This is a genomic window from Candidatus Formimonas warabiya, assembly GCF_002777255.1.
GTDB lineage: Bacteria > Bacillota > Dehalobacteriia > Dehalobacteriales > Dehalobacteriaceae > Formimonas > Formimonas warabiya.
In genome coordinates this window covers 811630-823515 of sequence record NZ_CP017634.1, presented here as the reverse complement: position 1 = coordinate 823515, position 11886 = coordinate 811630, and the positions used below count along the sequence as shown (strand labels likewise).

11 protein-coding genes are annotated in these 11886 nt (G+C 46.0%); 1 reads left to right on the top strand and 10 read right to left on the bottom strand.

Annotated features, from left to right (window positions below; genetic code table 11):
* Positions 1 to 2: 2 nt before the first annotated feature.
* The 8 genes from DCMF_RS03725 to aroC form a co-directional block, all read right to left on the bottom strand.
* Entirely contained in the window at positions 3 to 1526 is a 1524-nt protein-coding gene (locus DCMF_RS03725; RefSeq protein ID WP_236860174.1) for a tripartite tricarboxylate transporter permease, read from the bottom strand.
* A 46-nt stretch (positions 1527 to 1572) separates the two neighbouring features.
* Entirely contained in the window at positions 1573 to 2055 is a 483-nt protein-coding gene (locus tag DCMF_RS03720; RefSeq protein WP_148133182.1) for a tripartite tricarboxylate transporter TctB family protein, read from the bottom strand.
* 85 nt (positions 2056 to 2140) lie between these two features.
* Entirely contained in the window at positions 2141 to 3214 is a 1074-nt protein-coding gene (locus tag DCMF_RS03715) for a Bug family tripartite tricarboxylate transporter substrate binding protein (RefSeq protein WP_148133181.1), read from the bottom strand.
* Between the two features lie 187 nt (positions 3215 to 3401).
* Positions 3402 to 4232, bottom strand: a complete 831-nt coding sequence (locus DCMF_RS03710) for an enoyl-CoA hydratase/isomerase family protein (protein ID WP_148133180.1) — start codon at positions 4230 to 4232, stop codon at positions 3402 to 3404.
* Positions 4233 to 4575: 343 nt separating this feature from the next.
* Positions 4576 to 5994: a TldD/PmbA family protein gene (locus tag DCMF_RS03705; protein ID WP_148133179.1), complete on the bottom strand. Its 1419-nt coding sequence runs from the start codon at positions 5992 to 5994 to the stop codon at positions 4576 to 4578.
* 34 nt (positions 5995 to 6028) lie between these two features.
* Positions 6029 to 7114, bottom strand: coding sequence for a 3-dehydroquinate synthase (aroB, locus tag DCMF_RS03700; RefSeq protein ID WP_148133178.1), 1086 nt, complete (start codon positions 7112 to 7114; stop codon positions 6029 to 6031).
* Complete coding sequence (locus DCMF_RS03695) at positions 7101 to 7628, bottom strand: shikimate kinase (RefSeq protein ID WP_148133177.1); 528 nt, start codon at positions 7626 to 7628, stop codon at positions 7101 to 7103. The genes aroB and DCMF_RS03695 overlap by 14 nt, the downstream gene beginning before the upstream one ends.
* Before the next feature lie 4 nt (positions 7629 to 7632).
* Entirely contained in the window at positions 7633 to 8796 is a 1164-nt protein-coding gene (aroC, locus tag DCMF_RS03690; protein WP_148133176.1) for a chorismate synthase, read from the bottom strand.
* Positions 8797 to 9168: 372 nt separating this feature from the next.
* On the opposite strand from aroC, the gene DCMF_RS03685 reads away from it, so the two are divergent.
* A complete protein-coding gene (locus DCMF_RS03685; protein ID WP_148133175.1) occupies positions 9169 to 9612 on the top strand; it encodes an Hsp20/alpha crystallin family protein in 444 nt (147 codons plus the stop codon).
* Positions 9613 to 9683: 71 nt separating this feature from the next.
* On the opposite strand, the gene DCMF_RS03680 is transcribed toward DCMF_RS03685, so the two are convergent.
* Positions 9684 to 10865: a stalk domain-containing protein gene (locus tag DCMF_RS03680; RefSeq protein ID WP_148133174.1), complete on the bottom strand. Its 1182-nt coding sequence runs from the start codon at positions 10863 to 10865 to the stop codon at positions 9684 to 9686.
* A complete protein-coding gene (gene pilO / locus DCMF_RS03675) occupies positions 10855 to 11883 on the bottom strand; it encodes a type 4a pilus biogenesis protein PilO (protein WP_148133173.1) in 1029 nt (342 codons plus the stop codon). The genes DCMF_RS03680 and pilO overlap by 11 nt, the downstream gene beginning before the upstream one ends.
* Positions 11884 to 11886 lie beyond the last annotated feature (3 nt).

The following is an 11886-nucleotide window of genomic DNA, read 5'->3' as shown; positions in this document are numbered from 1 at the left end:
ACCTAATATACTTTTTGCTTTTTCCAAAACATCAGTTTCCCTTTATGATCCTTCCAAATTCTTGTTTGCGTTACCATCATGGTAACCAGAATGATAAACAGCACACAGGACAGAGGATCTGTCAGCATATCTCCAAACCATTTTCCTAAGGATCCGTTACTTAACCCGATAGATTTTCTCAAGTTCTGTTCTACCAGGGAACTCAGAACCGCACCCAAAACCACACAACTGACCGGGTAATTATGCTTTTTCATAAAATATCCCAGGACACCGAAGGCCATCATCAAGCCAACATCAGTCACTGAGTAACTGATGGCATAGGTACCAATAACACAGAGTACAATAATCAGAGGCATGAGAATTGGTTTGGGAATCTCACAGAACTTGGCAAACATCCTGATACCGGAAAAACTCACCGGCAACAACGCGATGTTTCCGATCAACATGGCGGCGCATATCACACCTAAAACATCAGGCGATGTGGACATGAACAGAGGACCGGGACGCAGGCCGTGGACAAACAAAGCGCCAATAATCACCGCTGTTGTGGCATCCCCGGGAATGCCCAAGGTAAGCATCGGGATATATGCCCCCTCCACCGACGCGTTGTCCGCACTTTCCGGCGCGATGATTCCCTCTATTGCCCCTTGACCGAAGGGAACTTCCGGGTTTTTTACGGTCTTCTTGGCGTGGTCGTAAGCAAGCAAGGCCGCAATGCTGCCCCCCGTTCCAGGAAGAGCCCCAATAAAAACGCCGATCGAGGATGTCCTAAGGGTTAGGGGAATATGCTTGACAACATCTTTCCAGAGGGGCACTACCCGGCCGATCTTTTGCCTGACAGTCGTAGTCTTATATACTGTTCTTATTTGGATCAGCGCCTCCGCCATACCAAAGAGGCCGATAATGGCTACTGTAGAATTGATTCCTGTCATCAGGGGTATTGATCCGAAGGTAAACCGGGTGAGAGACGTGGCGTAATCCATGCCCACGCAACCGATCAGCAGGCCGACAGCACCGCAGAAGATACCCTTAGCAAAGGATTCGCCGCTCAGGCTGGAAACCAGCATCAGTCCCATTAAGCCTAGCAGGAAATAATCTCTGGGAGCAAAGTTCAGGGCAAAATTTGAGATAATCGGGGTCATCGTGAACATAACGATGGTACCCAGGATGCCCCCCAGGACACTCTGGGTTGCCGCTGTGGAAAGGGCCCGGGCAACTTCTCCCCTCTGAGCACAAGGATAACCGTCAAAGGCGGTAATAGCAGCTGGAGCGGTTCCCGGGATGTTGATAAGAATCGCGCAGCGTGACCCGCCGTAATTGCCGCCGATATGGGCACCAATCATCATGGCGAGGGAGGGATGCAAACTCCAGGAGAAAGTGAAAGACACCAGCAACGAAACCGCCATAACCACAGAGATTCCCGGCAAGGCTCCTGCATACATTCCTAAGAAGACACCTACGACTGTATATAAAATAAGGGATGGTTCATGAAATAATATCAACATGCTGCTTAACATTTCCATCATTGCGCATTATCCTTTCTACATCCAGTCTAAGGAAAAACAATTTTTTCTAGGGGAAGACAACCTTAAATATGTAAACAAAAATCACTTGGGATATCACCATAAATGCAATCGTAACCAGGAGGGAATGCAGGACTTTTTCTCTTCTCAAATAGAGAATAGAACCAAATATAAACAGAAACGACGTAATATTGTATCCTACGAGAGGCAATAAAACCACATAGGCCAAAACAGCCATGACCGTCATGACCAGCATCGGAACAGGAAACTCATCCTTGAGAGTTTCCCATAAGGCTCTCTTTTTGTCGGAAAACCTGAAGGAAACTTGGGCAGATTTCTTCCTAATCCCCAATAAGGCCCCGATGCAGCATATTATCATCACGGCGGTTAGCAATGCAGGAAACAATCCCGGAGAATCCGCCCCCGGATTGTTCATCAGCATCCGGGCCGAATAAATAAATGCAAACACACTGGCGGCAAAGAAAAGAAAGGTAATGGCATAATCGCTGATAATCGCTGTTCTTTTTTCCATCTTACTTCCTCCAGAAAAGTAATCTAAAGAGTAGGGAAAATGCTGTCTGCATTTTCCCTATTATTACCGCAAAAACTAGCCTAAATTACGATTGTGGCTTTGCCACGCCGTATGTGCTGGGCTCCACATCGGTGATGCCCATCTCATACAGCATCCAGCAGAATTTGCTCTGAAGATTCTTCACATAGGTTCTTGCCTCTTCGCCGCTCAACCCCAGGGGAACGAAATTGGACTCCTTCAAGTATTTTTGGAATTCGTCGCTCTTCCATGCCTTGGCAAACTCTTCAACCAGCTTATCTTCGATATCCTTCGGGGTGCCCGTCTTGACCATCGCCCCGAAAAAGGGTCCGCAGGGCATATAACCTTTGTATTCCGGATAGAGACTGGAAACAGCAGGGATATCAGCCATACCTTGACCCGCGGGAACGGGTTCATTGGCGAAGGCCACAAGAGGAATCATTTTGCCGGAACGCACATATTCGCCTAAAGCATGCATCCCCGCATTGTACAGATCGACCTGCTTGCCCAAAATCGCCGTTACTGCTTCCCCACTTCCGTTAAATGCTACTTTGTTGAATTTGACGCCATGGATTTTCTCCATCAGCGAAAAGGCGATATCCGTGACGGTGCCTGCTCCGGTAGTAGCCACGGTAACCTTGCCAGGATTCGCTTTTGCCGCTTTAATCACATCATCAAAGCTCTTATAGGGAGAATCAGGGCTGGTGACCAAAACGTTAGGGATAACGGCAAAGAGGTTGACAAAATCAAAATCATCATAATCCAGATCTACAAGCTTCATTGCGTTAAAGGTCATCATCGTTTCCGAGGCGAAAGCGATGGTGTATCCGTCTGTCGGAGCATTGAAGACCGTCTGCATACCTACGGAGCCGGAAGCGCCGCCTACATTTTCCACAACCATGCCCTTCCCGATATTTTTTTGGACCAGGCCCGCCATCTCTCTGGCGATCAGATCCGTTCCGCCCCCAGCGCCGAAAGGAACGACGCAGCGGATGTCTCTTATCGGATAAGATGGGGCTGTCTCAGTCGCATTGTTTTCGGATGATTCGCCGGATGGCGTGGAAGGTGTTGATGCCTTACACCCAGTACACAGTACTGCAAAAAACACAGTAAACATAAGTATTGCCAAGCTTTTTTTCATTCTTTATCCCCCTCTTCTTTCCTTCCTTAACAGGATCCTAAAACTCCCCGAAAAGTTTCTCGTCTAATCTAGAACGAAACGAGGTATCCCGGTTGCATGCCGGTTTCCTTCTGTCACCTCTTTTCTTCTGTTTTCCAACTTTCTCCATAATCTAATAAATTTTGCAAGGCCTACCCCATGGATTAACTTATTTGCTTCCCGCAATTTCCGCCTCAGCAGCTTTCTGCCGCCTCTTGGCTTCCTGCCTCTCAAAGAATTCTTCGCAGCCTTTCTTAAGATCGCCTGCATCATACACCATCTGAGAGATATGCTGTTGCAGCAAGAAGAGATAATCCTGCTGGGGCTTATAGTAACCGACCATGGCAGCTTTGACCGCGTGGGGGCCGATGGGAGCCTTGGAAGCAATGATTTCCGCCCATTCCATCGCCATATCAAACGCCGTGCGGTCTTTGGCAATAGCGTTGATCACCCCGTTTTCTAATGCTTGCTGAGCGGTCATTTCCTTCTGGAGCAGCAGGTACTCTATCGTCTTTTTCGTACCCATCAGCCGGATAAGCCTATGCACGCCCCCTGAACCGGGCCAGGTACCCAGGTCAACACCGGTCATGACCAGTTTTACATGCTCTGCTGCAATTACCAAATCGCATTGGAGCACTCTTTCAAAGCCGCCCTGATAAGCGGAACCATCTAGAGCGCAAATAGTTGGCATCCGCATGTTGGCAAAGTTGTCGCCGGCTTCCACACTATGCTTCATCTTCACATTGACATAAATGCCATCGTTCATCTGCTTAATGATCTGTCCCAAATTGGATCCGGCGCAAAAGGCGCGTCCGTTAGCACAGAGGACCAAGACGCGCACATCCTTGTCCTTGTCCATCACATCGCATGCTTCCTGGAAAAGGGCCACCATTTCGGTGGAATTGATGTTGAGAGGTGGATTATTATAGCGAATAATTCCAATATGATCCCTGATTTCCCATTCCACTTGTGTACCCATGTTACCTTGTTTAAGTGTCATTACTTATCTCTCCTTTAATTTTATTATTTATAATGTTTCTAGTTACCTTTTTATTCCGATTCCCCTAAAATGGCATTTGCACGGCATATTCAATTTTTTTATTTTGTCTAAATTTTTCTTTGCTTTTATATTATTAAGTCTATAAGTTAGATATTTTAAAGTCAATTCTAGATACTGAACGCTGCCATCGTTATTCTCGATTAAGTGGTTGGTAGAAGACAGCGGCGTGCAGATTTTCCGCACTCGGGACTTATACCGTTAGACTGCACCCATGCCCGGCGCATCAGAAAAAGCGCGGCATATTGCCGCGCTTTGACGTAAGTTCGTAATTTATAAGAGTTCTTTATAGCCGCCTGATCATATGGGATGAAGGGGAAACATGAACTGTGCCCCCGACAATCATCTCTTTTATCCGAATCGTAGGCTGGGCATCGGATACCGGAACCCCCTGCCCATCTTTTCCGCAGGTTCCGATAGCAAACCCTAGATCTTTCCCTATCCTATCTACTAAGGTCAATGTTTCAGGGCCGTTTCCTGTCAGGGTAGCACCCCGGACAGGGTTCGTTACCTCACCATCCTGAATCATATAACCCTCAGCCACATCAAAAACAAAATCACCATTTGTAGTATTAACCTGACCACCTCCCATTTTGCGCACCAGCAACCCGTATGTTGTGTTCTGGATAATTTTTTCCGGATCGTCCTTACCAGGTGCAATATAGGTATTTGTCATGCGGGGAATCGGTTTATCCTTGAACGATTCTCGGCGTCCGTTTCCTGTAGGTGGTCTTTGGCTTTTTTTGGCAGTTAAATTATCATACATAAAGCCTTTAAGGATTCCTTTGTCAATCAATGTTTTCTTTTGACCAGGATTGCCTTCATCATCAAAACGGAGAGTGCCATACTTTCCTTTGATTGTAGCATCATCAACCACTGTCACCAGGGGAGAAGCCACCTGCTGTCCAATTTTTTCCCCATAAACCGAAAGCTTTTTTTGCACTAAGTCTGCTTCCAATCCGTGACCGCATGCTTCGTGAACCATGGTACCACCAGCTTCAGCTGACATAACGACGGGCATCTTACCAGCCGGGGCAGGGGCCGCTTCCAACAACAAAAGTGCCCTGCGGCTAGCTGCCTCTGCCAATTCTTCTGTGGAGTAACGGCGAAAAATTTCAAAACCCTGAGTTCCCCCTAACGACTCAAAACCGGTTTGAATCTGACCGGCTGCAGAGCCTACCGCATTGACAACGAAACGGGTCCGAATTCTCTTGTCTTCCACATAGATCCCATCGGAATTTGCCATGACTACATCCTGAATCACATCGCCTAATCCTACGGAAACCTGCTTGATTCTTTCATCCACTCGTCGGGCGGCTCGATTCGCCCGTTCTACTTGTTCCACTTTGTTCGCAACGGGAACCATATCAGGCGGTAATTCAATGTCAAAATCAAATTGAGGAAAACGCTTAGTTATTTTTACCGGAGTCCCTTGTCGCGAACCGGCTGCCGCCCGGGAGGCGATATTCGCTACCTGCATTAGCCCATGAAGAGAGAGATCGTTTGTATAGGCATACGAAGTGGTATCACCTTTGATCACCCGCATTCCGGCACCCAGGTCAACTCCTGAGTCAACCTGTTCAATACGATTATCTTCACAGCCGATTCCGGTGGTAAATTTCTTTTCCACAAAGATCTCTGCGAAGTCGCCTCCTTCTTCTAAAGCAGCATCAAGAATTTTTTCCAATTCATTTTTCGAAAGCATTCCGCAAACATTCCTTTCAAAAAACAGCAGAATTTTACCGGATTAATTCTGACTCTACCACTTTTCGGATAGTGTGAGGATCCACTGGAGAAATCACCACAGAACCGATGGATGTGGGGAGAATAAAGTTAATATTTCCGTCTTTCGCCTTTTTATCCGCTTGCATATGATACCAGATTTCCTCCCAGGCTATCCCGGAAAAATAAACGGGCAACCCTACGGAAATAATTAGGCTTCTGATGCGCTCAACCTCAGGAGCAGAAATTAATCCCATTTCCCGGGAGATGCAGGCTGCTCCCATCATACCGATGGCAACCGCCTCTCCATGACGAAAAACCTGATAATGTGTAGCCGCTTCTATACCGTGACCAATGGTATGTCCAAAATTCAAAATGGCCCGCACATTTTCTTCTCGTTCATCTCTGCTTACCACCTTAGCTTTAATAGCACACGATTTTTCCACAATATCAATAAAAAATTCTTTTCCCCTTATTCCACGAGCAATTACATTCACTTCAAGATAGGAAAAAAGTTCCGGATCCGTAATGATGCCGTACTTGATCACTTCGGATAACCCGGATAATATTTCTCTCACCGGCAGAGTATCCAGCGTGGCAGTATCAATGAAAACCAGACTCGGCTGGTAAAAAGATCCAATCAAGTTTTTCCCTCTGGGATGGTTTACCGCCACCTTGCCCCCCACACTGGCATCCACTTGAGCTAATAATGTGGTAGGCACCTGAACAAAATTAATTCCTCTCATATAAGTTGCCGCAGCAAAACCGGCCATATCCCCTATGACCCCTCCGCCCAAAGCTAAAATAATCCCTTGGCGATCCAATCCCGCTTCCAGAATAGCATCATAAATTTGGGCAGTTGTTTCTAGACTCTTAAAATTCTCTCCATCAGGTAGCACGAGGGAAGAAACCGCATATCCTGAGCTGGTTAGTTCATCGATGAGAATCTTTCCGTACAAAGGCTCCACTGTGGTATTGGTCACCATCAGGACCTTACCCTTAAGTCCTAATTTGGCCAGTTCCTCAGCCAGGCTGTTCAGAGTACCTGATCCCACTAAGATGCAATAGCTGCGTGTTGTCAAAGAAACTTTAACTTTTTTCATGAAGACCTTCTTCCCTTGCCATGTGGACTATTTTTTCGGCGGCATCTGCAATATCCAAACGAGAGGTGTCAATGATCAGATCGGCACATTGGGAATAACAGGGTCCTCTGTCTTGCAGGAGCTGCTTAATGTATTCTAAATTCCTGCCCCTAGCCAGCAAGGGTCTGTTATTTTTTCGTGAAACTCGTTCAAATATTACTTCCGGATCCGCAGTAAGCAAAACAAAATAACCTTTCCTTTTCAATAATTCCACATTCCGGGGGCCTATCAGTGCTCCCCCGCCAGTTGCGATCACCATGTTTTCTTTATCTGCTATTTTACTGATTGCCAGCGCTTCTTCTGACCGAAACCGGGTTTCTCCGTACTTCCGAAATATTTCTTTGATGGGCAAGCCGGTTACTTCTTCAACCATTTGATCCGTATCTACAAATTCATAATGGAGTAAACGGGCAACAACCCGGCCTACGGCACTTTTCCCCGTACCCATTAAACCTATCAGTACCACATTTTGCATACAATCACACCTGCTTTACGTATTTTCTGTATTCTTCCATCCTTTCTTTTAGTTCGGCCATGGTGTCCCCTCCAAATTTTTCCAATACCAATTGGGCTATTTCCCATGCGGTCACTGCCTCTCCTATCACAGACGCGGCAGGAACAGCACAAACGTCTGATCGTTCCACCTGTGCTTGTACCGGACATTTATTTTCCATATCCACAGTATTTAGGGGCTTGATCAAAGTCGGGATCGGCTTCATCGCCCCGCGTAGAACTATGGGCTCACCATTGGACATGCCGCCCTCAATACCTCCTGCCCGGTTGGTCATTCTATAAAGGCCTTTGGCCTGCGAATAACCGATTTCATCGTGAACTTGAGAGCCAGGAAGGCGTGCTGATTGAAAGCCTAATCCTATTTCCACACCCTTAATTCCCTGAATACTCATCAAGGCACAGGCTAAACGACCATCTAGTTTTCGATCCCAGTGAACATGACTTCCTAAACCTATTGGTATCCCTGCGATCATAATCTCAAAAATTCCCCCTAAGGTATCTCCCGTGGCTTTCGCCTGATCAATAGCAAACATCATTTTGTGAGAGGTTTCCGGATCACCACATCGAACAGGAGACTTTTCAACCTGGTTAAAAAACTCGCTGGGTTCCCCATCAGGTATTGTTTTTCCTGTCTGGACATTTCCTAAAGCCACGACATGCCCCCAAACAAACACCCCGATTTCCCGAAGCAACCCTTTTGCTATCGCTCCTACAGCGACTCTGGCCGCAGTTTCCCGGGCACTTGACCTTTCCAGAATATTGCGCATATCACCCTGCTGATATTTTATGCTCCCAGATAGATCGGCATGACCGGGACGAGGCCGGGTAATTTTTTTTATTTCTATTTCTGCCCCGGAAAGCGGACTCATAATTTTTTCCCAGTTTATCCAGTCACGGTTTCTGATCTGCAAGGTAATAGGACTACCTAAGGTTGATCCGTTACGTATTCCTGACAATATTTCCACTTGATCCTTTTCAATTAACATACGGCCCCCCCGTCCGTATCCCATTTGGCGCCTGGCCAGTTCTCCATTTATCAGATCGGGCGCCAGCGGTAAATTTGCCGGAATACCTTCAATCACAGCTGTTAAAGCCGGTCCATGAGATTCGCCTGCCGTCAAATATCGCATAGCCTGCCTCCTAAAGTATAAAATGATTTAAACAATAAGAAACACGCCGATTTCACGTGTTACTTTATTATGACCGGAAATTTTTGGTTTGTCAATTGCCGGCCAAGGGAGCAAAATTTTACCGGGCAAATCCCGGGATACGTGAGCACAGTTTTAAGGATCCGGATCTAACTAACAGCATAGGTCAGGCTGTTGTGAAAATAAGCGATTTTAAATGAAAAAACTTGTGTGAAATACCTTTTTAGATCTATTTTGGCTCTTTCCCACCTATTGATCAGAGATGGTCAAATTTCCGATTTGAATATTTTTTTGTTTATGTTATGATATGGTCAAAGAAGGTCAGAAATATAAATTTTTTAGGAGGCGAGGAAAATGTTCGGATTAACCCCCTATGGGAAAAAGAACGCGTTGGTAGGAAAGTTTGAGGACCCTTTTAAACTGGACAATTTTTTCGAAAACATCTTCAATGACCAACTGCCTTTTTATTCCAGCAATCAACTCAAGGTGGATATCAGCGAAAATGAAAAGGAATATGTGATTGAAGCGGAACTGCCCGGCTACCGTAAAGAAGAAATTAGCATTGATCTGGATGAAGACCGCCTGACGATTGCAGCGGAAAAGAATCAAGAAACTGAGGAGAAAGGGGAGCATTACCTGCGGAGAGAACGCCGATTCGGCTCCCTGACGCGCAGCTTTTTAGTAAGAAATATCAACAAACAAGCGGTGGGTGCCAAATATGAAAACGGTGTTCTCACAGTCGTTCTGCCCAAAATGGAGCCGGAAGCAAAAAAAGGAACCAAAATCGAAATCGACTAAAGTTACCTTAAAAAAGGAAACAAGCAGGTTTTTTTTCGGACCTGCTTGTTTTTTGGGCTTTTTTTACAATACTACTGTTTGATGAATTTAAAGTCGGCTAAGACTGCTGTAAGATCAGGATAATCTCCTTCTGATCCCGCTACCCAAGTCACCGTGAGTGTTACGGTGAGAGCACCGCTAATGTCCGTTACGGTAGGACTGATATACCGGGGATAAGATGCCGGCAGAATCGGACCACTTACGAATACCGGCGTTTTTTCTAACAGATCTGTGTTTACGGGATAAGTCACCTTGTGAATATCCTCCTCTTCGTCGGCCTCCTCGTCTATAGGTCCATTTAGGTCTTTGGGTTCTTCAAGAGTAAAATCAGGGACGTTTCCTTTGATTTTTTCAGCGCCGCCATTTATTTCATAAAAGCTGGGAACCTCTTTATTATCAGTTTGTATGGAAAAAAAGAAGGCACCATTAGAATTTTTGGTTTCGTCATCTACACCCAGCCACCCTTCAATGGCTTTGTATTTTCCGTTGGTGCGAATCACCACTTCTGCATGTCCACCTGTTAAGCGAACGCCTAAACCATGGGAGTGGGCTCCGGCTGCGATCATAAATGGCTTGTCCGTTTGCCGGAAAAAGGGTCCCACATTGCGCAACACCATCATGTCCTCCAGGCGGGAAAATGATGCCGTTTTATCTTGCGCGACCCCAGCCGATGTGGAAGCAACACCTCCCGCACTAATGGTAAGAGTATTTTTTTTCGGGTCCCAAACCACAGATTTTCCCAGTGCTTCCGACACGGTACGCACAGGCACCATCACAGTTCCGGTACGGTCCATAATAAAGGGTTCTTCCCCGCTGATAATTTTCCCTCCGGCCATGATTCTAATATTACGGTAAGTAACCGGAATAATCTGCCCTTGTTTTGGTTGAGGGGTTCCTGTTTTGGCGCTTGACTTAGGTGTTTGGGCTTGGGAAGATAGATTCCCGATGTAAATCGTATTGACCTTTTCATCCCATACCACCTGCTTGCCTGTTGCCTCTGCCACGGTCCGTACCGGAACCATGATGATCCCCTTGTTGTCTAAGACTAATGGTTCTTCTCCAGGGATTTGTTTACCATTAACAATAATTTTAATCCCCCGGTAGGTAACGGGAATGCTTTTTGTGGTAAAAACCTCGGCAGCAAAGGAAATAGAGTGCCATACCATGAGGATCAGTATTAACAATAAACCCAATAAACCGGCTTTATTTCTCATCTGAGCCTTCCTCCTCAACCGGGTTATTTTCTCGCACAGGAAAACTGTAATCACCGGTTTCCGTAGTAATTACTTCGGGAACAGGAGGTTTCTCCGTTTCCTCACCAGCGTTGTCACCTTCATCAGGGGTACCGCTATTACCCCCGGAAACCTCACCCAGAGAACCTAGATCACCTTCGTCATATGGGAACTCTCCAGTCTCCCCTTCTTGAGGCGGGGTAGGCTCCACAACGGGAACATCCACAGTTGGGGAAAAGGCATCCCACCGGCCCAGCGGTTTTTCTTTCGCTATTTCAATAACTTCCGGTGACTTGACTGCATAGGTAACCATGTCAATTTTCGCCGTTACGTCCGGATTCTTGTCCGAAATAAGTTTTTCTAAAGGAGACATTTGAGGTGACTGGTTTTGCTGTTGCTTTTCCGGATTGGCAGCTTTCTTTAAAAGCGAATTAACTTGGGAAACCTGTCCCGCAAGGTTATCCTCACTCTTTTCTGCCGTTTCTTTGTTGTCCGCGGCAGCTAATGCTTCCCAACCCACCGGATGCAGGTCCAAAGCTCTTACCTCAGATGTATTGGGCATCTCTTTTTCAACCTGTTCAATAAACTTCAACACATTGGGATACTGGCCCCGGACCGTAATTTTTAAAGGAATTTCCAAATATTGCCCTTTGTCAATCACGGACTGAGGAATAATTTCACTAATAATTACGTTATTATCGACCGCGTGTTTCCCTACCCAGTAATAGTTAACCCCGTTCCTGACTTCCTTATTAAAGGACTCGGTGAGAGTTTGGAGTTTATTCTTCAACTCTTTGTTTTTGCTTTGCAAATTACTTAAAAGATTAACCCTCTCACTAATTTCTATCAAACGCTGCCGTTTAATCGATAATTCTTCTGTTACCTGGTGGTATTGGGGATACAAATGTTTAATCAGGCCAAAATAGACGATTCCCAGCAAAATGGCCACCAGTAATACAGCCAGTAAATTTCTTTCTCTGATAGACAGCTTTTCCAGCATTTT

Coding starts and splice junctions, on each gene's coding strand:
- DCMF_RS03725 (WP_236860174.1), bottom strand. CDS start 1,526: ATGATGGAAATGTTAAGCAGCATGTTGATATTATTTCATGAACCATCC.
- DCMF_RS03720 (WP_148133182.1), bottom strand. CDS start 2,055: ATGGAAAAAAGAACAGCGATTATCAGCGATTATGCCATTACCTTTCTT.
- DCMF_RS03715 (WP_148133181.1), bottom strand. CDS start 3,214: ATGAAAAAAAGCTTGGCAATACTTATGTTTACTGTGTTTTTTGCAGTA.
- DCMF_RS03710 (WP_148133180.1), bottom strand. CDS start 4,232: ATGACACTTAAACAAGGTAACATGGGTACACAAGTGGAATGGGAAATC.
- DCMF_RS03705 (WP_148133179.1), bottom strand. CDS start 5,994: ATGCTTTCGAAAAATGAATTGGAAAAAATTCTTGATGCTGCTTTAGAA.
- aroB (WP_148133178.1), bottom strand. CDS start 7,114: ATGAAAAAAGTTAAAGTTTCTTTGACAACACGCAGCTATTGCATCTTA.
- DCMF_RS03695 (WP_148133177.1), bottom strand. CDS start 7,628: ATGCAAAATGTGGTACTGATAGGTTTAATGGGTACGGGGAAAAGTGCC.
- aroC (WP_148133176.1), bottom strand. CDS start 8,796: ATGCGATATTTGACGGCAGGCGAATCTCATGGACCGGCTTTAACAGCT.
- DCMF_RS03685 (WP_148133175.1), top strand. CDS start 9,169: ATGTTCGGATTAACCCCCTATGGGAAAAAGAACGCGTTGGTAGGAAAG.
- DCMF_RS03680 (WP_148133174.1), bottom strand. CDS start 10,865: ATGAGAAATAAAGCCGGTTTATTGGGTTTATTGTTAATACTGATCCTC.
- pilO (WP_148133173.1), bottom strand. CDS start 11,883: ATGCTGGAAAAGCTGTCTATCAGAGAAAGAAATTTACTGGCTGTATTA.